The 24,462-nt window shown below is 71.0% G+C and carries 23 protein-coding genes and 1 pseudogene; 8 read left to right on the top strand and 16 right to left on the bottom strand.

The features are described from left to right. Positions 1 to 2 precede the first annotated feature (2 nt). The 4 genes from JGR64_RS10500 (at position 3) to JGR64_RS10485 (ending at position 2,830) form a co-directional block, all read left to right on the top strand. The gene (locus JGR64_RS10500; RefSeq protein ID WP_199373329.1) at positions 3 to 797 is read left to right on the top strand and encodes a thymidylate synthase; all 795 of its coding nucleotides are present in this window, start codon (positions 3 to 5) and stop codon (positions 795 to 797) included. 10 nt (positions 798 to 807) lie between these two features. Further along, entirely contained in the window at positions 808 to 1,317 is a 510-nt protein-coding gene (locus JGR64_RS10495) for a dihydrofolate reductase (RefSeq protein ID WP_233348190.1), read from the top strand. A gap of 108 nt (positions 1,318 to 1,425) precedes the next feature. Beyond that, positions 1,426 to 2,127, top strand: a complete 702-nt coding sequence (locus JGR64_RS10490; RefSeq protein ID WP_199373328.1) for a hypothetical protein — start codon at positions 1,426 to 1,428, stop codon at positions 2,125 to 2,127. A gap of 7 nt (positions 2,128 to 2,134) precedes the next feature. Further along, complete coding sequence (locus JGR64_RS10485) at positions 2,135 to 2,830, top strand: hypothetical protein (RefSeq protein ID WP_199373327.1); 696 nt, start codon at positions 2,135 to 2,137, stop codon at positions 2,828 to 2,830. Here the strand turns inward: JGR64_RS10485 and JGR64_RS10480 are convergent. The 9 genes and pseudogenes from JGR64_RS10480 to JGR64_RS10440 form a co-directional block, all read right to left on the bottom strand. Beyond that, positions 2,751 to 3,587 (bottom strand): annotated as a pseudogene (locus tag JGR64_RS10480) (symmetrical bis(5'-nucleosyl)-tetraphosphatase); the annotation flags it as partial. The gene JGR64_RS10485 and the pseudogene JGR64_RS10480 sit on opposite strands and share 80 nt — an antisense overlap. Then, positions 3,587 to 3,970, bottom strand: coding sequence for a Co2+/Mg2+ efflux protein ApaG (gene apaG / locus JGR64_RS10475; protein WP_199373325.1), 384 nt, complete (start codon positions 3,968 to 3,970; stop codon positions 3,587 to 3,589). The gene apaG and the pseudogene JGR64_RS10480, both read right to left, overlap by 1 nt. A gap of 35 nt (positions 3,971 to 4,005) precedes the next feature. Next, positions 4,006 to 4,815: a 16S rRNA (adenine(1518)-N(6)/adenine(1519)-N(6))-dimethyltransferase RsmA gene (gene rsmA / locus JGR64_RS10470; RefSeq protein WP_199373324.1), complete on the bottom strand. Its 810-nt coding sequence runs from the start codon at positions 4,813 to 4,815 to the stop codon at positions 4,006 to 4,008. Continuing rightward, on the bottom strand, positions 4,812 to 5,819 hold the full coding sequence (gene pdxA, locus JGR64_RS10465; RefSeq protein WP_199373323.1) for a 4-hydroxythreonine-4-phosphate dehydrogenase PdxA: 1,008 nt from the start codon (positions 5,817 to 5,819) through the stop codon (positions 4,812 to 4,814). Before pdxA ends, rsmA begins: the two co-directional genes overlap by 4 nt. 1 nt (position 5,820) lies before the next feature. Beyond that, on the bottom strand, positions 5,821 to 7,122 hold the full coding sequence (locus JGR64_RS10460) for a peptidylprolyl isomerase (RefSeq protein ID WP_199373322.1): 1,302 nt from the start codon (positions 7,120 to 7,122) through the stop codon (positions 5,821 to 5,823). Next, positions 7,119 to 9,536 (bottom strand): LPS assembly protein LptD, encoded by a 2,418-nt coding sequence (gene lptD / locus JGR64_RS10455; RefSeq protein WP_199373321.1) that lies wholly within the window; start codon positions 9,534 to 9,536, stop codon positions 7,119 to 7,121. Before lptD ends, JGR64_RS10460 begins: the two co-directional genes overlap by 4 nt. 120 nt (positions 9,537 to 9,656) lie before the next feature. Beyond that, complete coding sequence (locus JGR64_RS10450; protein ID WP_199374282.1) at positions 9,657 to 10,577, bottom strand: histone deacetylase family protein; 921 nt, start codon at positions 10,575 to 10,577, stop codon at positions 9,657 to 9,659. 53 nt (positions 10,578 to 10,630) lie between these two features. Next, a complete protein-coding gene (locus JGR64_RS10445) occupies positions 10,631 to 11,185 on the bottom strand; it encodes a cob(I)yrinic acid a,c-diamide adenosyltransferase (RefSeq protein WP_199373320.1) in 555 nt (184 codons plus the stop codon). A 4-nt stretch (positions 11,186 to 11,189) separates the two neighbouring features. After that, positions 11,190 to 11,792, bottom strand: a complete 603-nt coding sequence (locus tag JGR64_RS10440; protein ID WP_199373319.1) for a hypothetical protein — start codon at positions 11,790 to 11,792, stop codon at positions 11,190 to 11,192. Between the two features lie 81 nt (positions 11,793 to 11,873). On the opposite strand from JGR64_RS10440, the gene ubiH reads away from it, so the two are divergent. Then, positions 11,874 to 13,091: a 2-octaprenyl-6-methoxyphenyl hydroxylase gene (gene ubiH / locus JGR64_RS10435; protein ID WP_199373318.1), complete on the top strand. Its 1,218-nt coding sequence runs from the start codon at positions 11,874 to 11,876 to the stop codon at positions 13,089 to 13,091. Next, positions 13,091 to 14,284 (top strand): FAD-dependent oxidoreductase, encoded by a 1,194-nt coding sequence (locus JGR64_RS10430; protein WP_199373317.1) that lies wholly within the window; start codon positions 13,091 to 13,093, stop codon positions 14,282 to 14,284. Before ubiH ends, JGR64_RS10430 begins: the two co-directional genes overlap by 1 nt. A gap of 27 nt (positions 14,285 to 14,311) precedes the next feature. Here JGR64_RS10430 and JGR64_RS10425 read toward each other — a convergent pair whose 3' ends face one another. The 5 genes from JGR64_RS10425 to JGR64_RS10405 form a co-directional block, all read right to left on the bottom strand. After that, on the bottom strand, positions 14,312 to 14,662 hold the full coding sequence (locus JGR64_RS10425) for a hypothetical protein (protein WP_182825135.1): 351 nt from the start codon (positions 14,660 to 14,662) through the stop codon (positions 14,312 to 14,314). A gap of 98 nt (positions 14,663 to 14,760) precedes the next feature. Continuing rightward, positions 14,761 to 15,849 carry a 23S rRNA (cytidine(2498)-2'-O)-methyltransferase RlmM gene (rlmM, locus tag JGR64_RS10420; protein WP_199373316.1) on the bottom strand — a complete coding sequence of 363 codons (1,089 nt, stop codon included), beginning with the start codon at positions 15,847 to 15,849 and terminating at the stop codon, positions 14,761 to 14,763. Between the two features lie 34 nt (positions 15,850 to 15,883). Then, positions 15,884 to 16,459: a nucleoside deaminase gene (locus tag JGR64_RS10415; RefSeq protein WP_199373315.1), complete on the bottom strand. Its 576-nt coding sequence runs from the start codon at positions 16,457 to 16,459 to the stop codon at positions 15,884 to 15,886. Beyond that, the gene (locus JGR64_RS10410; RefSeq protein ID WP_199373314.1) at positions 16,459 to 16,875 is read right to left on the bottom strand and encodes a hypothetical protein; all 417 of its coding nucleotides are present in this window, start codon (positions 16,873 to 16,875) and stop codon (positions 16,459 to 16,461) included. Before JGR64_RS10410 ends, JGR64_RS10415 begins: the two co-directional genes overlap by 1 nt. An 84-nt stretch (positions 16,876 to 16,959) precedes the next feature. Beyond that, positions 16,960 to 18,714: a glutamine--tRNA ligase/YqeY domain fusion protein gene (locus JGR64_RS10405; RefSeq protein ID WP_199373313.1), complete on the bottom strand. Its 1,755-nt coding sequence runs from the start codon at positions 18,712 to 18,714 to the stop codon at positions 16,960 to 16,962. Between the two features lie 205 nt (positions 18,715 to 18,919). Here JGR64_RS10405 and JGR64_RS10400 point away from each other — a divergent pair, with 205 nt between their 5' ends. Further along, a complete protein-coding gene (locus JGR64_RS10400; protein WP_199373312.1) occupies positions 18,920 to 21,118 on the top strand; it encodes a GGDEF domain-containing protein in 2,199 nt (732 codons plus the stop codon). Between the two features lie 70 nt (positions 21,119 to 21,188). Then, positions 21,189 to 21,839, top strand: a complete 651-nt coding sequence (msrA, locus tag JGR64_RS10395) for a peptide-methionine (S)-S-oxide reductase MsrA (RefSeq protein WP_199373311.1) — start codon at positions 21,189 to 21,191, stop codon at positions 21,837 to 21,839. 12 nt (positions 21,840 to 21,851) lie between these two features. Here msrA and JGR64_RS10390 read toward each other — a convergent pair whose 3' ends face one another. Continuing rightward, on the bottom strand, positions 21,852 to 22,805 hold the full coding sequence (locus JGR64_RS10390; RefSeq protein ID WP_199373310.1) for a LysR substrate-binding domain-containing protein: 954 nt from the start codon (positions 22,803 to 22,805) through the stop codon (positions 21,852 to 21,854). Positions 22,806 to 22,858: 53 nt separating this feature from the next. Beyond that, on the bottom strand, positions 22,859 to 24,439 hold the full coding sequence (gene ahpF, locus JGR64_RS10385) for an alkyl hydroperoxide reductase subunit F (RefSeq protein ID WP_199373309.1): 1,581 nt from the start codon (positions 24,437 to 24,439) through the stop codon (positions 22,859 to 22,861). Between the last annotated feature and the right edge of the window lie 23 nt (positions 24,440 to 24,462).

The following is a 24,462-nucleotide window of genomic DNA, read 5'->3' as shown; positions in this document are numbered from 1 at the left end:
CCATGCGCCAGTACCTCGACCTCCTGCGCCACGTCCTCGAACACGGCACCGACAAGGCCGACCGCACCGGCACGGGCACGCGCAGCGTGTTCGGCTGGCAGATGCGCTTCGACCTCAATGACGGCTTTCCGCTGGTCACCACCAAGAAGCTGCACCTGCGCTCGATCATCCACGAGCTGCTCTGGTTCCTGCGCGGCGAGACCAACATCGCCTACCTGCGCGAGCACAAGGTCGGCATCTGGGACGAATGGGCCGACGCCGACGGCGAGCTGGGCCCGGTGTACGGCAAGCAGTGGCGGCACTGGGCGGGTGCCGACGGCGTGGAGATCGACCAGATCCGCTGGGTCATCGACGAGATCCGCCGCAACCCGGATTCGCGGCGCCTGGTGGTGTCGGCGTGGAACGTGGCCGAGCTGCCGGCGATGGCGCTGCAGCCCTGCCATGCGCTGTTCCAGTTCTACGTGGTCGACGGCCGGCTGAGCTGCCAGCTGTACCAGCGCAGCGGCGACATCTTCCTCGGCGTGCCGTTCAACATCGCCAGCTACGCGCTGCTGACGCACATGGTGGCGCAGGCCTGCGGGCTCGGCGTGGGCGATTTCGTGCACACGCTGGGCGATGCGCACCTGTACAGCAACCATTTCGGGCAGGCGCGCGAACAGCTGGAACGCGCGCCGCGCGCGCTGCCGCGGCTGGTTCTCGATCCATCGATCCGTGATGTCTTCGCCTTCACCCACGAGCACATCGCCATCGAAGGCTACGATCCGCTGCCGGCCATCAAGGCCCCGGTCGCGGTCTGAGCGCGACGCGATGATGCAGCCGCCGTTCGCCCCTGCGTTGTCCCTCGTGGCCGCCCTCGACCGCCAGCGCGCGATCGGCCGCGACAACGGCCTGCCGTGGCACCTGCCGGCGGATCTCGCGCATTTCAAGGCGCTGACGCTCGGCAAGCCGGTGCTGATGGGGCGCAGGACGGCCGAGTCGCTGGGCCGCGCGCTGCCGAAGCGGCGCAACCTGGTGCTGACGCGCAGCGGGCAGGTGCCGTTCGCCGGCATGGACGCCGTGGCGTCGCTGGATGAGGCCTGCGCGCTGGCATCGGGAGCCGCCGAGCTGTGCGTCATCGGCGGCGCCGAGGTCTATGCCCTGGCGCTGCCGCGCGCCGCGGTGCTGTACCTGACGCATGTCGACACCGCGGTCGAAGGCGGCGACGCGTTCTTCCCGGCCTTCGACGGGGACGGCTGGCGGGAGGTGTCGCGCGAGCACCATACAGCCGACGGGCGGCACGCCTTCGCCTTTGATTTTGTCGAATACCGGCGCGCCTGATCGCCTCCAGGCGCCATCTGGCGCCTTTACACATGGCACCATGGCAAATCGCGCCACGCGGCGCATGATGCCCCGGTCGCACCCCGCGATGCCTCCCGGAGTCCTTCCATGTCGATTCCACTTAATCCCCTTGTCGCAGCCATGGCGCTGGCGCTGGCCCTGGCCGGCTGCGACCGGGCCGTGCCGCCGGACACTCCGGCCACCGCGCCCGAGGCCACCGCTCCGACAGCCGTGGCCACGGCGCCAGCGCCAATGCCCGAGTCCGGCGCTGTCGCCGCACCACAGCTCCACGCCGCCATGCGCGAGCTTTGGCACGGCCACATCGTGCATGCCCGCGACTACGCGCTCGCCGTGCATGCCGGCGGTACCGCCGACGCCCAGGCCGCGGCCGACGCGGTGGTCGAGAACGCCACGCAGATCAGCACCGCGGTGGCGGGCTTCTATGGCGAGGCCGGCGGCAAGCAGATGCTGGCCCTGCTCGGTGGCCACTGGGGCGCGGTGAAGGCGCTCACCGATGCCCGCGCCGCTGGCGGGGGAGCCGCCGCCGAGGCTGCCATGGCCGACCTCACCGCCAATGCCGGCGAGATCGCGAAGTTCCTGGCGGGTGCCAATCCCAACCTGCCCGAAGACACCGTGCACGGCCTGATGCTGGCCCACGGCGCGCACCATTCGCGGCAGGTCGACCTGATCCTGGCGGACGACACCGCCGGTGAAGCCGCCGAATGGAGCGCGATGCAGACGCACATGGACATGATCGCCGACGCGCTCGCGGGAGCCATCGCCAAACAGTTCCCGGACAAGGCCACCTAGGCCCGCGATGACGCCAGGGCTGGCGCACTTCGGGGATACCCGGCAGCGGCTGCTCAGGCAGCTGCTGTCGGCCGTCGATGGCCTCGGCGTCGAGGAGATGTGCGAGCGGCTGCGCATCAGCCACAACGCGGTGCGCCAGCACATCACCGCGCTGGCCGCGCGCGGGCTGGTGCAGAGTGGACAGTCGCGCGCCACCGGTGGCCGCCCGCAGGCGCGCTACGTGCTGACCGCCGAGGGGCGCGCCCTGTTCCCGCGCAACTACGGCGCCATCGCAGCCGCGCTGCTCACGCAGCTGCATGCGCGCATGGGCGAGGACGAGGTCGGGGCGCTGCTGCGGGAGCTGGGCCGCACCATCGCGGCGACGCAGCCACCGCTCGACGTCGAAAGCGGCGAAGGACTGGCGCGTGCGCTGGCGCAGCGGCTGGATGCGCTGGGCTACGAGGCGGTGCCCGCGCGCCACGGCGAAGACTGGCAGGTCGAAGCCTTCAACTGCGTGTTCCACGACCTCGCGCGCCAGCACCCGCAGGTGTGCAGGTTCGACCTTGCCTACATGGAAGCGACCACCGGGCGCCGCGTCCACCACGTCGAGTGCATCGTCCGCGGCGGGCACGCCTGCCGTTTCAGGCTGGGGGCTGGGAAGGCAGCGACCGACCCGGAACCTGCACCACCTGCAGCTCCTCGCAGTCCAGCCGCAGCGCGGTGAGTTTGCCGCCCCAGACGGCGCCGGTATCGATCGCGTGCACGCCGTGGCCGATGAACAGGCCGAGTGACGACCAGTGCCCGCAGACCACCTTCAGGCCGCGCTCGACGCGACCGGGGACGGCGTACCAGGGATACAGGCCCGGCAGCTGGGTGCCTGGCGCACCCTTCTCCTCGAACGCGATGCGGCCGCGCGGGCTGCAATAGCGCATGCGCGTGAAGATGTTGATGATCGCGCGCTCGCGGTCGGTGCCGCGCAGGCCCGGCGACCACGCCGGCCGGTCGCCATACATCTGCTTGAACAGGCGCCGGCGGTCCTTGCCCTGGATGCTGGCCTCGACCTCGCGCGCCAAGGCTTCGGCGTCGGCGGCGGTCCACCTCGGGGCCAGGCCGGCGTGCACCATCATCCAGCCGAGCTCGTGGTCGGCATGCACCAGTGGCTGCACGCGCAGCCAGTCGAGCAGCTCGTCGCGGTCGGGCGCGAACAGCACGCGCTGCAGGTCCGGATTGACCTTGCGCTGCTCGTCCTCGCGGCGATCGGCGATCGCCAGCAGCGACAGGTCGTGGTTGCCGAGCACGGTGACCGCGTTCGCGCGCAACGAATGCACCAGGCGCAGCGTCTCCAGCGATTCGCCGCCGCGGTTGACCAGGTCGCCGCAGAACCAGATGCGGTCGCGCGCGGGATCGAAGCGGATCCGATCGAGCAGGCGCTCGGTCGGACCCAGGCAGCCCTGGAGGTCGCCAATCGCCCAGACGGCCATCAGTGCAGCGTTCGCGGTACGGCGAGCGTGAACGGCGGGATCGGCGCATCGAACTGCGTGCCGTCATCGCCGAGCATGCCGTAACTGCCTTCCATCGTGCCCACGGCGGTCTGCAGCACCGCGCCGGAGGTGTAGGTGAACTGTTCGCCCGGTTCGAGCCTGGGCTGTTCGCCCACCACGCCTTCGCCGCGCACTTCCTCGACACGGCCGTTGCCGTCGGTGATCACCCAGTGCCGGTCCAGCAGCTGCGCCGCACGCTTGCCCAGGTTGCGGATGCGGATCGTGTACGCGAACACGTAGCGATCGTCCTCCGGCGCCGACTCGTCGGCGAGGAATCGCGTCGCGATCTGTATTTCCAGCGTGTAGTCCGGCGTGTCGTCCATGCCGGCAGTTTAAGCCGTCGGTGTGAATCCGGGGACTACGTGGCCGCCGGAAGATTGGCGATGCGGATGAAATCCGCGACATCCAGCTGCTCCGCGCGCTGCGACGGGTCGACGCCGGCGGCGCTGATCTCGTCTGCGGAACACAGTGGTTGCAAGGCATTGCGCAGTGTCTTGCGGCGCTGCCCGAACGCCGCGCGCACGATCGCGGCGAACCGCGCCCGGTTGTCGATGCCGATCTCCTCCGGCGGCCGCGGCACCAGCCTGACGACGGCGGAGTCGACCTTCGGCGGCGGCTTGAACGCGCCCGGGCCCACGGTGAACAGCGCGGTCACCCTGCAGTAGGCCTGCAGCATGACGCTGAGCCGCCCGTACACCTTGCTGCCCGGTCCTGCGGCCATGCGGTCGACGACTTCCTTCTGCAGCATGAAGTGCATGTCGCGCACGACCGCGGCGTGGTCGAGCGCATGGAACAGGATCGGCGACGACAGGTTGTAGGGCAGGTTGCCGACCAGGCGGATCGGCGTGCCCGCGGCCAGCGCGGTGAAATCGACGTCGAGCACGTTGGCGTGCACCAAATCGAGTTCGCCATGCGCGCGTGCGCGCGCCGCCAGCGGTGCCAGCAGGTCGCGGTCGAATTCGATCGCCGTGAGGCGACCGTGGCGGTCAAGCAGTGGATACGTCATCGCGCCCTGGCCCGGGCCGATCTCGACGATGTGGTCGCCCGGGCGCGGGTCCACCGCGAGCACGATCTTGTCGACCACGCCGCGCTCGTGCAGGAAGTGCTGGCCGAGCGATTTCTTCGCCGGATCGCGGAACGTGCCGTCGTGGCTTGTGGTGGTGCTCATGCCAGCCTGTCCGCGTGCAGGGCGTCGTGCGTGGCCCGGCGCGCACTCGCCAGCCGCGTACAGGCTTCGATCGCCGCAAACAGGCTGGAAGGGTCGGCGCGGCCGCTGCCGGCAAGGTCGAACGCGGTGCCATGGTCCACCGCGACGCGCGGGTAGGGCAGGCCCAGGCTGATGTTCACCGCCTGCTCGAAACCACTGTATTTAAGCACCGGAAGCCCCTGGTCGTGATACATGGCCAGCACGGCGTCGACGCCGGCCAGTTTGCGCGGCAGGAAGGCGGTGTCCGCCGGCAGCGGGCCTTCGAGCCGCAGGCCTTCGCTGCGCAGGCGCGTGAGCACCGGGATGATGACGTCGAGCTCCTCGCGGCCCAGGTGGCCCTCCTCCCCGGCATGCGGGTTGAGCCCGAGTACCGCGATCACCGGGTCGGCAATGGCGAAGTCGTCGCGCAGCGCGGCATGGACGATGCGCAGGCTGCGTTCGAGCAGCGTCGGGGTGAGCGCATCGGCAACGGCGCGCAGCGGCAGGTGCACCGTGGCCAGCGCGACGCGCATGTGGTCATTGGCCAGCATCATCACCACCTCGCATCCGGCGTGGGCGGCCAGCAGGCCGGTGGTGCCGGTGTAGGCGATGCCGCCGTGGTTGATGGTGGCCTTGTGCACCGGGCCGGTGACCATGCCGTCGCAGTCGCCGCGAAGGCAGGCATCGGCGGCACTGGACAGCGCGGCGACCACGGCAGGTGCATTGGCCGCCACGGGCCTGCCGGGCGCGACCACGCAGGCGCCAGGGACGTCGATCAGGCGGAAGCGGCCGCCGGCGGCGACGAGGGTGTCGTGCGCAGGGCGTTCGAGCGTGATCCCGAGCCGTTCAGCGGCAGTGAGCAGGGCGTCGCCGTCGCCGTGCACGACGAGTTCGGCATCCCACGCGCGCTGCAGGGCGCGTGCGCAGAGCTCCGGCCCGACGCCGGCCGGTTCACCCGGGACCAGCGCGAGCCGTGGGCGCTGCAAATCAGTCGCCGTTGGCGCCGGAGACGCCGGCCGTGCGGATGTCGACGTAGGCTTCGCCGCGCAGCTCGCGCAGGTAGCGGTTCCATTCGTCTTCGAGCTTGCGCTGGCCGATGGTCTCTCGGACCTGGGCGCGGCGGTTTTCCTCGCCGACGTTGGCCTGGCGCGTACCCTGGCGCTGCACCACATGCCAGCCCGCCTGGGTACGGAACGGCGCGGAAACCTCGCCATCGGCCAGTCCAGCCACCTGGGCGCCGAAGTCAGGACCGAACTGGTCCTGCATGAACCAGCCGAGGTCGCCACCCTTGTCACCGGTGAAGCGGTCTTCGGAGTCCTCGCGGGCCACCGTCGCGAAATCGGCGCCACCCGCGATGCGCGCGCGCAGAGTGTCGATGCGGGCTTTGCCGGCGGCGTCGCTGCTGCGCACCAGGATGTGGCGCGCCTGGTACTGGGTCACGGTCTGCGCGTCAGCGGCGGCGGCGCTGCGGGTGTCGACCAGCTGCAGCAGCTGGAAGCCGCTCGGTCCGCGGAACGGCCCAAGCACCTGGCCGCGCTGCATGGTGCTGATGGAGCCGCTGAACGCGGTCGGGATCTCATCGCTGCTGCGCCAGCCCAGGTCACCGCCCTCGAGGGCGTTGGGGCTGTCCGAATAACGCACCGCCGCGGCCTGGAAATCCATTTCGCCGCGGTCCAGCAGGCCCTTCACGCCGTCCGCCTTCTGCTGCGCGGTGGCGATCTGTTCCGGGGTGGCGCCGTTGGGCAGTGCGACCAGGATGTGGGCCAGGCGGTACTGGGTGCCGCTGGCCTGGGTGGCCAGCGCGGCGTCGACTTCGCCTTCGCTGACGGTGATCCGGCTCTGCGCGAAACGCTGGCGCATGCGCTGGATCATCAGCTCCTCGCCGAGCGAGCGACGGAAGTCGCTGAAGCTCAGGCCGTCGCCCGCCAGCTGCTGTCGCAGCTGGTCCGGTGTCAGGTTGTTCTGCTTCGCGATACCACCGATCGCGGCGTCGATTTCCTCATCGGACACGCGCACGCCGCTCTCCTGGGCGCGAGCGGTCTGCAGGCGCACCAGGATCAGGCGCTCCAGCACCTGGCGCCGCAGCACTTCCGCCGGCGGCAGTTGCTCGGGGCGGTCGCCGTACTGGGACAGGATGTTGGCTGTCGCCAGCGCGAGTTCGCTCTCGAGAATCACGTCCTCGTTGACGACCGCGGCGATGCCGTCAAGCGGCTGGATGTCCTGCGCCATGGAAGGCAGGCCAAAGGCGGCCAAGGCGAGGGCGAGGCTCGGAATCAGGATGTTTTTCATGGGGTCGCGTCGAGGGATGGGTCGTTGCCTGGGCCACTGCGGACTTCGGCAGGAGGCACCAGGTACAGGTCCTCGCGGTAGTAACCGAGGATAGCACGGCGCAGACGGCTGGCCGTGTCGGGGCCGGCGGAGCCGAGGCCCTTGAATTCGAGTTCGAACTGGATCGCGTCGTTCATCTCGCCGACGCGGTTGCGGACATAGCGGCGCGCGACCAGGCGCGCGGCCATGCAGCAGCTGTCCCACTGCACGCCGGCGATGCCCTCGAGCAGCTGCTTGTCGAGCAGGGAATAGTAGTAGCGGCCCACCAGGCTCCACGACTTGTTGATCGGGTACAGGAACGACATGTCGACCTGCTCGAGCAGGTCGAGCTGGTTGGCGGCGTTTCGGCGGTAGCGATAGGCCAGGTTGACCACGCCGTCGTCGCCCATCAGGTAGCGGGTGCGTACGCTGGCCAGGTCCTCCTGCCGGGTGGCCGGGTTCCAGTGGTAGGTGGCGCCGATGCTCCAGCGGTCGTTGATGGCGTAGTTGCCATCGGCGATCCAGGCCGACTTGCCCTCGCGGATGACCGGCGAGGTCGCCTCGAGGCCGACCCGCGAGTCCTCGAAGTAGCGGATCTGGCCGATGCTGGCCGAGAGCTTCTCAACGCCCGATTCGGACTCGATCAGGCGGGTGGTCAGCGCCAGGGTGAGCTGGTTGGAATCGGCCTGGCGGTCGGCGCCGGTGAAGCGGTTGTCGCGGAACAGCTGGCCCCAGCCGAACGACGTGAACTGGGTATCGAACAGCGGCAGGTTGGACTGGTCGCGGTAGGGCGCGTTGACGTAATAGAGGCGCGGTTCGAGGGTCTGCAGGTAGGTGTCGCCGCGGAACAGCGTCTCGCGGTCGAAGAACATGCCCGCGTCAACGGTGGTGATCGGCAGGTTGCGCGAGGGCGAGGCGTCGGGGCTCCTGCCATTTACGCGGGCGAGCTCCTGCGCCAACGCATCCTCGAGCGCATAGGCGGTATAGCGCCAGGCGACGGTCGGCTTGATGAACCAGCTGGCGCCCTCGAGCGGCATGGAGAGGTAGGGCCGCACGTCGATGCGGCTTCCGCCCGGCCGGGCGGTGCTGTCCGCGTGCGCGAAGCGCGTGGCGTCGGCGGTGAGCCCGGCGACCAGCCAGTCGCCGAAGGAGTCTTCCCAGTTGACGTACGCGCGCGGCAGGCGGTGGTAGGGAAGGTTGGCTTCGGCCAGCGTCCAGTCACCCAGTTGCCAGTAGTCGGCCATCACCCCGGCATCCCACGAGCGGCCTCGGCCATAGACGCCGACGTCGCTCTTGACGGAGAAGTTGGTCATGCCGTTCAACGCGTTGCTGGAGTCTTCCAGGTAGCGCGGATCGCTGGCCCACGCCAGGTTGGTCCGCGCCTGCCAGTGCGGGCCCATGTTCTGGTAGCCGTTGAACCGGAACATGCCGCGGTCTTCCTTGCGGAAGTTCTCTTCGGGGTAGGGCGACGCGATCTCGTCGGCGCGCCCGTCCCTGGTCAGCTTGTCGGAAGGCAGAACGTCGAGCTCCAGCACGCCGCCGCCGCCATTGATGAGGTAGCGGAACTCGGTGCCGAGCTGCAGTCCGCGATTGGTCATCAGCCGCGGCTCGAGCGTCATGTCGTAGTTGGGCGCGAGGTTCAGGTAGATCGGCTGCCGCCAGTCGAAGCCGTTGCGGCTGGAATAGGAAATGGCGGGGTAGAGCAGGCCGGTGTGGCGGCGGTTGTCGGTGGGGAAGGCGAAGATCGGCACGTACAGCACGGGCACTTTGCCCACGCGCAGCGTGGCGTTGCGTGCGATGCCCTGGCCTTTCTCGTTGTCGATGTCGATGCGGCCGGCGCGCAGCTCCCACCACCGGTCGTCCGGTGGACAGGTCGAATAGGTGGAGCCGTACAGCGAGCCCTGCGAGCCTTTCATCTCGATGCGCTCGGCGCCGCCGTTGCCGCGGCGGTCGGTCAGCTGGTAACGGACATCGTCGACGCGGTGGGTGTCGGCTTCCTGGTCGCCCTCGAGGCGCTCGGCGACCATCCGCATGCCGGAGTCCTGGTAGCGCACGCTGCCGGTGGCGACATAGGTCGATGTCTCGTTTTCAAACTGCAGGCCGTCCGCCCCGAGGAACTGGTCGCCGCGGCGCAGCGTGACGTTGCCCTTGCAGGCGACGTTCTCGCCGTCGATGCCGCTCATGTCGTCGCAGGCGATGTCGGTCGGCTGCGAGGCACGGTCTTCGATCGAGCCGACCGCGGGTTGCGCATCGGCGAACGCCGGCACCGAATCGTCGACCGGACACAGGCCCCAATCGGGTTCGGGTTCATCCGCTGCCCGCGCATCCGGGATGTGCGTCGCCAGTGCGCAGGCAATGCACAGCGACAACGGGAGCAGTCGGAGGGGTTTGTGCACGCGTTCATCCGGGCGAAAGGGCGGCGGCTAGCTTGCCGCATCGCCCGTGCAGCGGCAATGCGCGCCGGGTGAACGCAGGACGGCCCGCGTGCAGGGCGGCGCCCGGCGTGAACGCGGCGTTCAGCGGGGCGACGCTGCCGCCAGCGCCGCGACGTGGGCGACGCTGCACTCGGCGAGCGCCGCCAGGTCGTAGCCGCCTTCCAGCACCGAGACCATGCGGCCGTCGGCATGGCGCCCGGCGATCGCGCCAAGCTCGCCGGTGATCCAGGCGAAGTCGTCGGCTTCGAGCTCGATGTGTGCCATCGGGTCGGCGCGATGGCCGTCGAAGCCTGCGGACAGCAGCAGCAGTTGCGGCGCGAAGGCATCGATCGCCGGCAACAGCTGCTCGCGCCAGGCCTCGCGGAAGCGGTGGCTGCCGGTGCCGGCCCGCAACGCCGCGTTGCGCACGTTGCCGGCGCCGCGTTCACGCGGGTCGCCGGTCTCGGGGAACAGCGGCATCTCGTGCGAGCTGCTGTAGTGCACGCGCGGCTCCTCCGCGAAGATCGCCTGCGTGCCATTGCCGTGGTGCACGTCGAAATCGACGATCGCGACGCGCGACAGGCCGTGCCGCTCCAGCGCGTGCGCGGCGCCGACGGCGACGTTGTTGAACAGGCAGAAGCCCATCGCATGCAGTTCGGTGGCGTGGTGGCCGGGAGGGCGTACCGCGCAGAATGCGCTGTGCGAGATGCCGGCCATCACGTGGTCCACGGCCGCGACCACGGCACCGGCGGCGCGCAGCGCGGCCTCGGGCGAACCCGGCGACAGCACGGTGTCGGGATCCAGCTGCACCAGCCGGTCGGGCACCTCGAGGACCGCCTGCAGCAGGATCGGGTCGTGCACGCGCAGCAGCTGCCCGCGCGTGGCGCGGGGCGCTTCCAGCCAGTCCAGACCGGGGACGTGGTCGCGCAGCGCGGTGATCACGGCCCCCAGCCGCTGCGGGCTTTCGGCGTGGCCGGGGCCGGTGTCGTGCGCGAAGCACGCGGCGTGGGTAAAGACCGGCAGGCCGGTCGCGCTCAAGGCGCGGACTCCAGCGCGGGTGCGCGGCCAGCCATCGCTCAGGCGTTGCGGCGCTCGTGCCGCCAGATGACCTCGCCATGGCCGCTCCCGCGCGCCAGCACGCGCGCCAGCACGAACAGCAGGTCGGAGAGGCGGTTGAGGTAGCGCACCGGCTGCGCCCGGATGTCCTCGACCCGCGACAGCGCCACCGTGCAGCGTTCCGCGCGGCGCACCACGGTGCGTGCGATGTGGCAGCGTGCCGCCGCATCGCCGCCGCCGGGCAGGATGAAATCCTTGAGCGGCGGCAAGGGCGCGTTGTACTGGTCGAGGTGCTGCTCGAGGCGGGTGACGTCGTCATCGCTGATGGCCGCGTGCCCCGGGATGCAGAGCTCGCCGCCGAGGTCGAACAGCTGGTGCTGCACCGACGTCAACAGCTCGCGCATCGGCTCCGGGATCTCGCTGGCCAGCAGCAGCCCGATCGTGGAGTTGGCCTCGTCGACCGTGCCATAGGCCTCGACGCGGAGCGAATCCTTGCCGGTGCGGCTGCCGTCGCCGAGTCCCGTGCTGCCGTCGTCGCCGGTACGGGTGTAGATCTTCGACAGGCGGTTGCCCATGGCGTCAGCGGCGCTTGTCGCGCGCCGGCGCGCTCACGGCACCGTGGCGCGAGATGGCTTCGGCCACCACCTGCGCGATCGCCGCAAGCGCGACGAACATCGCCGTGGCGCTCAGGTAGGGCAGGAACCAGTGGCCGTAGTTGAGTGCCCAGCCGGCGAACGTCGGCTCGGCAACCGCGTTGGACAGCCAGTAGAAACCGCCCTGCGCCAGCAGGTGGCAGGTTGCGGTGGCCAGCACCACGGCGGCGGCGAGGCGGCCGAGCGCGGCCACGCTGGCACCACCGTAGCCGCGGCGCAGCCATGCACCGGCAGCCCAGATGGCCGCGTGCGCCGGCAGCAGCATCCAGTAGCCGGCCGACACGCAGTAGTGGCTCCAGAACGACATGCCCTGGCCGGTGATCACCGCCCAGTCGATCGCCACGGCGAGGGCCAGCAGGCCCGGCAGCACCAGGCGCGACCAGCTGCGCAGGTAGAAGCCGGCGATCAGGAACACCGCCCAGGACGCATCCGGCACCGGAGTGAAGTGGTTGAACACATGGCTGCGGGTCGCCGCCATCAGCAGCACGAGCAGTGACAGGATGATGGCGCGTTGCAGGGTGGTGTTCATGGCGCTGGGAGCTCCGGCACGGACTTCGAGGTGGCGGCCATTCTAGCGAACTGGCGGCACGAGGGGCCGTATCATGCCCGCATGAGCGCAACCCACGACGTGGTGATCATCGGCGGCGGCCTGGTCGGCGCCAGCCTTGCAATCGCACTGGAAACCACCGGGCTCGATGTCGCGCTGGTCGAGGCGGCGCCCTCGGCGGCAATGCCGGCGGTGTTCGACGAGCGCAACCTGAGCTTTGCCGAGGCGACTGTGAACGCCCTGGCGCACCTTGGCGTGATGACGCGCCTGCGCGCGCCCACCGGCGCCATCGAGCGCATCCATGTCAGCCGCCGCGGCGATTTCGGCCGCATTCGCCTCGCCGCGGCCGATTACGGCCGCGCGTGTTTCGGCCGGGTGGTCGTGGCCCGGGACTTCGGCGAGGCGCTGGAAGCGCGGCTGGGCGACGTGGCCGGGCTCACGCGCCATCGCGGCACGCGCTTCACTGCGCTGGGCGTTGCCGCCGACGGCGTGCGCGAAGTGCATGTGGAGGGCGGTGCCGCGTCCGTGCTGCGCGCGCGCCTGGTGGTCGCCGCCGATGGCATGCGCAGCGGCGTGCGCGCCGCGCTCGGGATCGACGCCGGTGAGCATGACTATGGCCAGGTGCTGCTGGTGGCGCGGCTGCGCGCGTCGCGCGCGCCGGACGGCACCGCCTACGAGCGCCTCGGCGACGACGGCCCGACGGCCCTGCTGCCGCGCGGCGATCGCGCCTGGGGCCTGGTGCACGGCGTGGCGATTGCGGACGCCGCGCGCGTGCAGGCACTGGATGAGCGCGCGTTCCTCGCCCACGTCCAGGCTGCGTTCGGCTGGCGGGTCGGCCGCCTGCTCGAGGCCGGACCGCGCAGCGCCTACCCGGCGGTCGCGGTCACCGCCGCGGAAACCGTGGCGGCACGCGCGGTGCTGGTCGGCAACGCCGCACAGAGCCTGCACCCGATCGGTGCGCAGGGATTCAACCTCGGCCTGCGCGATGCCATGACGCTGGCCGAGCTGCTGGCAACGCAGGCCGCCGCGGGCGCCGATCCGGGCGACCCCGCGCTGCTGGCCGCCTACGCGGCGCGCCGCGCCGAGGACCGCAGCCGCACGCTGGCGTTCTCGCACGGATTCGCGCGGTTGACGTCCAATCCCGCGCCCGGCGTGACGCTGCTGCGCAGCCTGGGCCTGATGGCACTCGATGCCGTGCCGGCGCTGCAGGCGGGACTGGTCGGCGGCGCCATGGGCTATCGCGGCGACGTGCCTGCCGCGTGCCGCGCGGAGGCGGGCTGATGCGCCGCGGCCAGGTCGATGCCGTGGTGGTCGGCGGCGGCGTCGTCGGTGCCGCGACCGCGCTTGCGCTGGCGCAACAGGATCTTTCAGTGGTGCTGGTCGAGGGCCACGCGCCCGCGCCCTGGTCCGCCGACGCCCCGGACCTGCGCGTCTACGCGTTCGCGCCCGACAACGCCGCGCTGTTCGAGACGCTCGGCGCCTGGGACGCGGTCGCCGGCCGCAACGGTGCGCCCTCGACGCGCCTGCAGCCGTACCGGCGCATGCGGGTGTGGGACGCCGCCGGCGGCGGCGAGCTGATGTTCGACGCCGACGCCTACGGGCGCCGCGAGCTGGGCTGGATCGTCGAGAACGCGCTGCTGGTCGACCGCCTGTGGGCGCGCCTGGCAGCCGCGGGCGTGGAACTGCGCTGTCCTGCCCGCGTCGAGAGCCTCGAGCAGGACGACGCTGGCGTGCAGCTGCGCCTTGACGACGGCCGCCGCGTTTCCGCGCGCGTCGCGATCGCGGCCGACGGCGCCGCATCTACCCTGCGCGGGCTGGCCGGCATCGCCGTCGACGGCCGTGATTACGGACAATCCGGAGTGGTCGGCTACGTGCGCACGGAAGAGGCGCATGAAGCGACCGCCTGGCAGCGCTTCCTGCCGGGCGGGCCGCTGGCGTTCCTGCCCTGCGCCGACGGCAGCTCTTCGATTGTCTGGTCGCAGCCTACCGCCGCGGCGCAGGCTGCGCTGGCGATGGATGACGCCGCGTTCGGCAACGCCCTCACACGGGCCTTCGATGCGCGCCTTGGCCGCACCGCGCCATGTTCGCGACGCGTCGCATTCCCCCTGCGCATGCAGCTCGCGCGCAGTTATGTCGTCGGCCGGGTGCTGCTGGTTGGCGATGCCGCGCATGCCGTGCATCCGCTGGCCGGGCAAGGCGTCAATCTGGGCCTGCGCGATGTCGCCGCGCTGCGCGAGTCCATTGCCAGCGCACGCACGCGCAAGCAGGACTGGGCCACGCCGCAGCGGCTCGCGCGCTGGGCACGTGCGCGCCGCAGCGAAGACACGCTGGCCGCACGCGCGTTCGACGGCATCAACCGCGCCTTTACCAGCGCGTCGCTTCCGGCGACGTTGCTGCGTGGACCGCTGCTCGGCATGGCCGGGCGCATGCCGCTGCTGTCCTCCGCGCTCTGGCGCCACGCCGCGGGGACCTGAGCGGCCGGACGCGCGGCCTCGTGCGGGTTATCGCATCCAACCCTTGAGTTCATGGCTGTCGAGCACGCCGTCGCCATTGGCATCCACGGCGCGGAACTCGGCGCTCAGGGTGGCATTGGTGCGGGCCTCGCGGCGCGTCAGCTTGCCGTCGGCGTTCGCGTCGAGCGCCGCCATGTCGATCCGGTACTCGCCGATCACGGAATCGGGCAGCCGGCTGCTGATCGTCACCGGCGCTTCGGCGGGCTGGGTCGATGTGACCGTGCCGGTGACCGGCGCTTGCGTGGGCGTGTCCAGGGACGATTGCGCCAGCACGCTGCCGCTGGCGGCGAATGCACCCAGCGCGGCGAGCACCAGGCTGGTCGGGGTGCGTGGCTTCATCTTCGGGTCTCCGGGCTGGTGGTCAGCGGACACTAGCGGCCACGCCATGACGTCGGCGTAGGGAATCGTGGACTGTCCGCTGAATACCGCGCGCGTCTTCAGCTGCCGGACGGCATCGCGATGACCGTGATCTCTTCGCGGTCGTGGTACAGCTGCCGTGCGCGCACGGTCAGCGGCCGCCCCGCCTCGCGCGCGAACAGGTCCAGGCACAGCGTGGTCTCGAGCCAGCGCTTCTTCATCGGCAGCTTCAGGTTGAACACCGCCTGCCGGCACCAGCCCTCGCGGAACCAGGTCGCCATCCGCGAGGCGACCCGGCGCGGCTGCTCGACCATGTCGCACACCATCCAGTCCAGCGGGCGCGGCGGCTGCCAGCGGAAACCGTCCTCGCGCAGGTGGGTCACGCGTCCGGTATCCATCACATGCTCGCGCAGCGGGCCATTGTCGATCGCCATCACCTGCAGGCCTTCGCGCAGCAGCACCCAGGTCCAGCCGCCCGGCGCGGCGCCGAGGTCGGCGGCGTGCATGCCGGGTTTCAGCAGGCGCGCGCGCTCGGCGTCGTCCAGCATCGACATGAACGCTTCTTCGAGCTTCAGCGCCGAGCGCGAGGGCGCATCGCGGTGCAGTCGCAGCCGCGGCACGCCGTTCGGCCACGGCGAGGAGTCGCGGCTGTCGCTGCATGCCAGCAGCAGGTGGTCGCCGGCGAGCAGGCAGACGTGCAGGCGCGGGCGGCGCGGGTCGTCGCTTGCAGCCAGCAGCCCGGCCTTGCGCAGCGCCGGGCGCAGCGCATTGCCGAACGCGCGCGCCAGGCCCGAGAGTGGACCGGCGGCATCGCTGTCGGGGTGCTCCACCAGCAGGGTGCCGTACGGCGCCTGGCCCGCGGCGGCGGGTGGCCCCGCCACGGATGCGGATTGCAGCGCCGCGATGATCGGCGCTATGCGGTCCTTCGGGTCGAGCGCGGGCAGGTCGGCGAGCAGCTGCAGCTTCTGCCTCGCGAACACCAGGTCGCGCCAGGGCAGCGCGCGCGACAGCGCATGCGCGTCGCCACCGGGCACGAGGAAGCGCACGTAGCCGCTGTCGCGATCGGTGACGGCGTAGCCGGCGTGGCCGGCAGCCGCGGCGCGCTCGCCCAGTTCGGCGGCGAGTTCGGGTTCGAAACCCGCCCGGCAATAGCAGAGCAGGCCACTCATGCCGCCACGGCCCGCGGCATGGGCGGCGACGGCATCAGTAGCGCCGGCCGCCGGCCTGGCCATAGGCGGCCAGCACGGCGCGGGCGTCATCGCGGCGCACGTCGCGTGCAACCTCGATCCCGCGGCGCGCGAGCTCGCCGATCCAGTCGGCGGGCAGCGGGCCTTCGTCGAATTCGGTGAGCGCGTGCACGTCCTCGGCGCGCGCGCCGATCAGCAGGCGGTCCACGCCCGCCCACACCGTCGCGCCGTAGCACTGGCAGCACGGCTGCGCCGAAGTGGCGAGGGTGTAGGGGCCGTCATGGCGTCCGTCCGCGTCCTGGTTGAGGCGCGGCCGCTGCAGGCGCTGCTGGGCCAGCATGTAGGCCATGTTCTCGGCGTGCGCGAGCGAGGTGCTCTGCGGCAGCACCACGTTGACGCCGGCGGCGACCACGCGGTCGGTCGGGCCGAAGACCACGGCGCCGAACGGGCCGCCGGTTTCGGCGGCGACGTTGCGACCCGCCAGTTCGATCGCCAGCCCGACCTTGTCTTCGTCGGTGGCGTAGGCGCGCGCGGTATCGACCGCGTCATGGACCCACGCCGGCAGCGTGAGGTGGACCTGGGCGTAGAGCATCAGCGTGCCACCGCCGCGGAGGCCGAGGCTTCGCAGCTGTTGGCGACGCAGCTGCAGGCTTCGATCTCGCGAAAGCCACAGGTGCCCATCACGCCATTGGCGGCGCAGGCGGCCTGGACCGCGGCCGGGTCGGGCTTGGCGTCCTTGTTGACGCAGGCCGGGCGGTAGCCGCAGCAGCTGCCGACGTCCTTCACGGTGCAGTCGGTGTCGACCTTGCAGCTGCGGTCGAGGACCGGTACGCCGGCCACGGTACCCGGGCGCTGGCGCGGCACGGATTCCACCGGTTGTTCCGCGGTTGTCGGTGGTCCGACGTCGTTGCCGGCGTTCGACTGCGGCGCCGCACAGGCGGCCAGCAGCAGCGGGGCGAGCAGCAGGGAAAGCAGGGACAACAGCGTGCGGGGTTCGATCCGGCGCATGTGGGGCTCCTTGGCGGAATGAGGCGCGGGCGATGGTAGCCGCGCCGCGGTGGCGCCGCCGTGCAGGCCGGCGCGCGGATCGGATCAGGCCTTGGCGGCCCAGGTGTCGCGCAGGGTCACGCTGCGGTTGAACACCGGCGCATCGGCGCGGTGGTCGCGGCGGTCGGCGACGAAGTAGCCGATGCGCTCGAACTGCAGCGACTGTTCCGGCGCGGCGTCGGCCGCGGCCGGCTCCACCCAGCCCTTCACGGTGCGCCGCGAGTCCGGATTGATGCGGTCGCGGTAGCCCAGGCCGTCGCTCTCGTCGTCCGGGTCGGCCACCGCGAACAGGCGGTCGTACAGGCGGATCTCGGCGGCGATCGCGCGGCCGGCATCGACCCAGTGGATCGTGCCCTTGACCTTGCGGTTGGCGCCTTCCATGCCCGGACGCGACTCCGGGTCGAGCGTGCAGCGCAGTTCGACGACGTTGCCGTCGGCGTCCTTGACCACCTCGTCGCAGCGGATGATGCCCGCGCCGCGCAGCCGCACCTCGCCACCCGGCACCAGGCGCTTCCAGCCTTTGGGCGGCACTTCGGCGAAGTCGTCCTGCTCGATCCACAGCACGCGCGAGAACGGCACCGCGCGCGTGCCCAGCGCTTCGTCCTTGGGGTGGTTCGGGAACAGCAGCTGCTCGGCGTGATCGTCGGGCAGGTTGGTGAGCGTGAGCTTCAGCGGGTCCACCACGGCCATGCGCCGCTCGGCGCCGGTGTCCAGGTCGTCGCGCAGGCAGCCCTCGAGCACCGAGTAGTCGATCACCGAGTTCTGCTTGCTGATGCCGACGCGGTCCACCAGCAGGCGCAGCGCGGCCGGCGTGTAGCCGCGGCGGCGCAGGCCCTGCAGGGTCGGCATGCGCGGATCGTCCCAGCCGTCCACCAGGCCTTCGGTGACCAGCTGCGTCAGCTTGCGCTTGCTCATCACCGTGTAGTTGATGTTGAGGCGCGAGAACTCGATCTGGCGCGGTTTTGCGGCCTCGATCGGCAGGCCCTTCGCCGCCAGCGGCGCCAGCAGCTCCGGGTTGCCGGCGAGGTCGACGCGGTCCACGCACCAGTCGTACAGCGGGCGGTGGTCCTCGAATTCCAGCGTGCACAGCGAATGGGTGATGCCTTCGACGGCGTCGCCCAAGGCGTGCGCGAAGTCGTACATCGGGTAGATCGGCCAGTCCGCGCCGGTGTTCTGGTGCTCGACGTGCTTGATGCGGTACAGCGCCGGGTCGCGCAGGTTGATGTTGCCGCTGGCCATGTCGATCTTCGCGCGCAGCGTGCGCGCGCCGTCGGCGAATTCGCCCGCGCGCATGCGCCGGAACAGGTCCAGGTTCTCATCCACGCCGCGCTCGCGGAACGGCGAGTTGCGGCCGCCTTCGGTGAGCGAGCCGCGGTAGCTGCGCACGTCGTCGGCGCTCAGGTCGCAGACGAAGGCGTCGCCCTGGCGGATGAGCTTTTCTGCCGCCAGGTAGAAGACCTCGAAGTAGTCCGACGCATGGCGCAGGCTGGCCCATTCGAAGCCCAGCCAGCGCACGTCGTCCTGGATCGCGCGCACGAACTCGGGGTCTTCCTTGGCCGGGTTGGTGTCGTCGAAGCGCAGGTTGCAGCGGCCGCCGAACTCCCCGGCGATGCCGAAGTCCAGGCAGATCGCCTTGGCGTGGCCGATGTGCAGGTAGCCGTTGGGCTCCGGCGGAAAACGGGTGCGGATCGCTTGGTGGCGGCCCGCCGCCAGGTCCTGGCGCACGATCTGGCGGATGAAATCCTGCTTCTCGGCGGGCGCTGCGGGCGCGGTGGCGGACGGGTCTGCGGGTAGGCTCATGTGGCGATGGACGCTGCCGGCGCGGGCTGCGCCACGGACCGCGAAGTGTAGCCGAGCGGCGCCCGCCGGAGCAGGTGGCATGCCGCTTGCTTGTATGTTTGGCATTGGTTCGGGGGGGGGGGGCGGCTATGGATAGCGGAATCCCGGTTGGTGCGTGGGCTCCGCGCCGCGCAGGACGGGCGCGCGGTTCCGGCGGGTGCGCCTGATGGCGTCCCGCTGGCGGCTCGCGCTGCTCCACGACTGGGCCTTCGCCGCCGGCGTCGCCCTGCTGCTGGCGTTGCTGGTGGCAGCCAGTTCGGACGCGTTCCGCGGCGGCCTTGACGGGCTTGCCGTGACGCTGGGCGAGCCGCAGGGCGCGGGACGCGCGGGCGCTGCCGCGGACATCCTGGTCCTGCCGGCGCGCCACACCGGGCTGACCGTGGTCCCCCTGCGCGTCGCATTTCCCGCCGAGGCCGGCGATGGTCCCCCCTGGGTCGTCTGGGTGGGCAGGGGCGCGGTGGATGCGATCTGGCTGGAAGGCGCGGGCTGGCAAAGCGCGCGCAGCGACTTCTTCGCGCCGGGGGGCGACGATGGCACGCTGCCATCCGGCTACATGTTTCCCCTCCGCGGGGACCTGGGCAACGACGCCAGCATCGCCCTGCACGTGGTCGGCAGCGAGCGCGGGGTGATGCGCGTGCGCCTGGTGCGCGCGGACGCGGCGATGCGCATCGCCCAGCTCGGCTCTGCGATGAGTGCGTCGATCTATGCCGCGCTGTTCGTCCTGGCCCTGTTGACGCTGGCGCTGTACGGCGCGGTCCGCGATCGTGCGTTCCTGCAGTTTTTCGCGGCGGCCGTGCTTGCCCTCCTGGCATCGGCAGCCGACAACGGGCACCTGTACGCGCTGCCGGTGTTCGGCGCCGCGTCGGCCTGGCGCGGGGACGGGATCCGCGTGCTCGGGCTGCTGTTCCTGGCTGCGGTGCTGCCGCTGCTGCAGCGCTACGCCGGTACCGCCCTGGCCATGCCGCGGCTGTCGCGGCTGGCAGATCGCCATGTGTGGGCGCTTTTTGCCCTTGCCGCGGTGTGCCTGATGCGCGTCGAGGCGTTCGGCGGCGTGCTGCCGGGCGTGGCGCTGGTCGCGCAGCTGGGCGCGGCGACGCTGGGCCTGGCGATGCTGGTGGATGCGGGGCGGCGGCGGGTGCCGATGGCCTGGTCGCTGGTGCTGCTGTTCGCGCTGGTCGCGGTGGCGTCGCTGGTGATCGAATTCGTGGCCCACGGCCGCTGGCTGGACCCGGTGTGGCTGCGCTATGGCGGACAGCTGGTGCTTGCGTTCGCCGCCGCCGTGCTGGCGGTCGGCCTGGTGAGCCGGGTGGGCCAGTACCGGGACCAGCGCGACCGCGACCGCATCGCCCGCGCCGAGTCGGAAACGCGGATGCGGCGCGAAGCCGCGCGCGCCGACCTCAATGCCGCCCTGCAGACGGCGCTGCGTGGCGTGCCCGATACCGACCTTGCGTGGACCGCGTACCGCCTCTTGCTGGAGCATCTGGTGCCGCAGGTGCCGGTCGCCTTTGCGGCGGTGCTGTCGCGCGGCCACGGCGGGCGCGACATCGACATCGTCGTTCCCCAGGCCAGCAAGGCGGCGGTGGATGCGATCGTGTCCGGCCGGCTGCTGCCGCTGAAGCGCCAGGCCGCCAACGGCATTCCGCTGCAGCAGCCGGTCACGGTCGAAGGACAGCACGGGGTGGTGGCGATGGAAGCGGTCCTGCCGCTCGCCATCCGCGCGCCCGCTTGGGGCGTGCTGCTGCTGCAGCGCACCGGCGGCGACTCGTTCAATGCGGCCGAGCTGGCGCTGGCCGGCGAGTTCGCGCGCGCGACCCAGGTGGGCATCGAGCACGCGCGCGCGGCCGTCGCCTTGCAGCGCTCGGCCGAGCTGGATGCGCTGACCGGCACCTTCAACCGGCGCACGATCGACCAGTGGCTCGGTCGCGGCGTCGCCGAGTCCGTGCGCAGCGGCCAGCCGATCTCGGTCCTGTTCATCGACCTCGACCGCTTCAAGGCGATCAATGACCGCCATGGCCACGGCTGTGGTGATGCCTGCCTGCGCGCGGTGTCGAAAGTCCTGCACTCGGCATTGACCGAAGGCGACCTGCTCGGGCGCTACGGCGGCGAGGAGTTCATCGTCGTGCTGCCCGGTCGCGGGGGCGCCGCGGCACGCGCGATCGGCGAGGAGATGCGCCTTGCGGTGGAGTGCCTGGTGTTCGAATGGGAAGGCCAGCGCGTACAGCTGACCGCCAGCGTCGGCGTGGCCACGCGCCTGTCGGACGAGGATCTGCCGGCCTCGCTGGTCGAGCGCGCCGACAAGGCGGTGTACGCGGCCAAGCACGGCGGCCGCAACAGTGTGCACGTGGCGCCGGCGGTGTTCAGCTAGGCCATTGCCGCGCCTTGATCGCGCGGCGCGGCGCGCCGATCATGGCCGCGACGTCGATATGGAGCGGGACATGCTTGGAGTCGGTTCGTGGAAGCAGCGGATGCCGACGGCGGGGCAGGCGTTGCCGGGTCGCGATACGCCGCTGCCGCTGCACAACATCCACCACGTGCACGGCCGTCCGCTGCGTGGCCCATTCGAAGGGTTGGGGCGCGTCGCATTCGGGATGGGTTGCTTCTGGGGAGCGGAACGCCTGTTCTGGACGCTGCCGGGCGTGGAGACCACCGCGGTCGGCTATGCCGGTGGGCTGACGCCCAACCCCACCTACCGCGAGGTCTGCAGTGGCGAGACCGGACACGCCGAGGTGGTGCTGGTGGTGCATGACCCGGCGGTGGTGTCGTTCGCGCAGCTGCTGGCGCGCTTCTGGGAAGGCCACGACCCCACCCAAGGCATGCGCCAGGGCAACGACATCGGCACCCAGTACCGCTCGGTGATCCATTGCGAAACCGCGGCGCAGCATGCGCAGGCGCTGGCCAGCCGCGACGCCTACCAGCAACGGCTGGCTGCGGCGGGGCTGGGCGCCATCACCACTGAAATCGTGTACCCCGCGCCGGTGTTCCATTACGCCGAAGACGAACACCAGCAGTACCTGTCCAAGCATCCCGCGGGCTACTGCGGCATCGGTGGCACCGGGGTGTCCTGCCCGGTCGGCGTCGGCGCCTGACGGCGCGGGCGCTCAGGCGCCCGAGGTACCCGGTGCGTGCAGCGGTGCGCGCGCCCCGCCGTTGCCGGGTGCCAGTAGGCCGGGTGGAAGTTCGCGCAGCACCTGCGCCAGCGCCAGCAGGAATTCGTGCATCGCCGAACTCTTGCGCCACACCATCGCCACGCGACGGCTTGGCGGCGGATCGCGGAAGCCGACCAGCTGGATGCTGTCCGAACGCGCCACCGGCGGCTTGACTGCCAGCGTCGGCAACAGGGTGACGCCGACGCCGGCCGCGACCATCTGCCGCAGCGTCTCCAGGCTGGTCGCCTGGAACTCGTCCTTCTCGCTCGCCCCCGACAGGTGGCAGACATCCAGCGCCTGGTCGCGCAGGCAGTGGCCGTCGGCAAGCAGCAGCAGGCGTTCGCCGGCGATGTCCTTCATGGACAGTGCGTCGCGCCCGGCCAGCCGGTGCGTGTCCGGCACCGCCAGCACGAACGGCTCCTCGAACAGGAACTCCAGGTGCAGCTGCTCCTCGTTCACCGGCAGCGCCAGCAGCGCGGCGTCCAGCCGGCCTTCCTGCAGGCGCGACAGCAGCACGTCGCTCTTTTCCTCCACGAGCAGCAGTTCGAGCTGCGGGAAGCGCGCGCGGATCCCGGGCACCACGTGCGGCAGGAGATAAGGCCCCAGCGTGGGGAAGACGCCGAGCCTGACCGTGCCCGCTTCCGGGTCACGGCTGCGTCGCGCCGATTCGCGCATCTGCTCGACGTCGGCCACGATCCGCCGCGCGCGCGCGGCGACGTCGCGCCCGGCCGGGGTGAGCATGACCTTGCGCGGTGCGCGCTCCACCAGCACCACGCCCAGCTCTTCCTCGAGCTTGCGCACCTGCGTGGACAGGGTCGGCTGGCTGACGAAGCTGGCCGCCGCCGCGCGCCCGAAGTGCAGGTGTTCGGCGAGGGCGATGAAATATTTCAGGTCGCGCAGGTTCATGCTGTCCCCCTCGTGGCCCGCCGCGGCCGGGTGGCCGTTGCGCGGGTTGTGCCTTACGCGGCGGCGGTCTCGACGACCGGACTGCTGCTGCGGATGAGGTGGTCGAACGCGCTGAGCGCGGCCTTGGAGCCTTCACCCATGGCGATCACGATCTGCTTGTACGGCACCGTGGTCGCGTCGCCCGCGGCAAACACGCCAGGCAGCGAAGTGCGGCCCGCGGCATCCACTTCGATCTCGCCGCGCGGCGACAGCGCCAGCGTGCCCTTCAGCCATTCGGTGTTGGGCAGCAGGCCGATCTGCACGAACACGCCCTCCAGCTCAATGCGATGGGAATCGCCGCCGGCGCGGTCGCGGTAGACCAGGCCGTTGACGCGGTTGCCGTCGCCGAGCACCTCGGTGGTCTGCGCGGAGGTGATGATGCGGACGTTCGCCAGGCTGCGCAGCTTGCGCTGCAGCACCTCGTCGGCACGCAGCTTGTCGTCGTATTCGATCAGCGTCACGTGGGCGACAAGGCCGGCGAGATCGATCGCCGCTTCCACGCCCGAGTTGCCACCGCCGACCACCGCGACGCGCTTGCCCTTGAACAGCGGCCCGTCACAGTGCGGGCAATAAGCCACGCCCTTGTTGCGGTACTTGTCTTCGCCGGGCACGCCCATCTGCCGCCATCGCGCGCCGGTGGACAGCACCACGGTGCGGCCGCGCACCGATGCACCGCTGGCCAGGCGCACGGTGGTGATGCCGTCGGCGTCCTGCGTAAGCGCTTCGGCGCGCTGCAGGTTCATGATGTCGACGTCGTACTGGCGCACATGCGCTTCGAGCTGCGCCGCCAGGCGTGGACCCTCGGTCTCCTGCACGGAGATGAAGTTCTCGATCGCCATGGTGTCGAGCACCTGGCCGCCGAAGCGTTCGGCGACCACGCCGGTGTTGATGCCCTTGCGCGCGGCGTAGATCGCGGCCGCTGCGCCGGCCGGGCCACCGCCGACCACCAGCACGTCGAACAGGTCCTTGCCGGCGATTTCGCTCGCGGCACGCTCCGCGGCGCCGGTGTCGAGCCGCGCCACGATCTGCTCCAGGCTCATGCGGCCCTGGTCGAACAGCTCGCCGTTGAGGAACACGGTCGGTACCGACATGACCTCGCGCGCGTCCACCTCGTCCTGGAACAGGGCGCCGTCGATCGCCACGTGGCGGATGCCGGGGTTCAGCACCGCCGCCAGGTTGAGCGCCTGCACCACGTCGGGGCAGTTCTGGCACGACTGCGAGAAATAGGTCTCGAAGCGGAACTCGCCCTTCAGGTTGGCGACCTGCTCGAGCAGCGCCGGGGCCGCCTTCGACGGATGGCCGCCGGCCTGCAGCAGCGCCAGCACCAGCGAGGTGAATTCGTGGCCCATCGGCAGGCCTGCGAAGCGCAGGTCGATGTCGTGGCCGGGGGACGTCACGGCGAAGGAGGGCTTGCGCTGGTCGTCGTCGCGACGGATCTCGACCGAGACCTTGTCGGACTGCGCGCGGATGTCCTCGAGCAGCTCGAGCAGTTCCGCCGACTTCGTGCCGTCGTCGACGCTGGCGACCAGCACCACCGGTCGCTGCAGGCGCTCCAGGTAGCCCTTGAGCTGGGTCTTGAGATCGTCTTCGAGCATGTCGGACTCCTGATGTTCGGCAA

Origin of the sequence: Luteimonas sp. MC1572, from assembly GCF_016615815.1 — a bacterium.
GTDB lineage: Bacteria > Pseudomonadota > Gammaproteobacteria > Xanthomonadales > Xanthomonadaceae > Luteimonas.
Note: the sequence above shows the minus strand (reverse complement) of the source record. Positions and strands in the feature narration are given on the sequence as shown.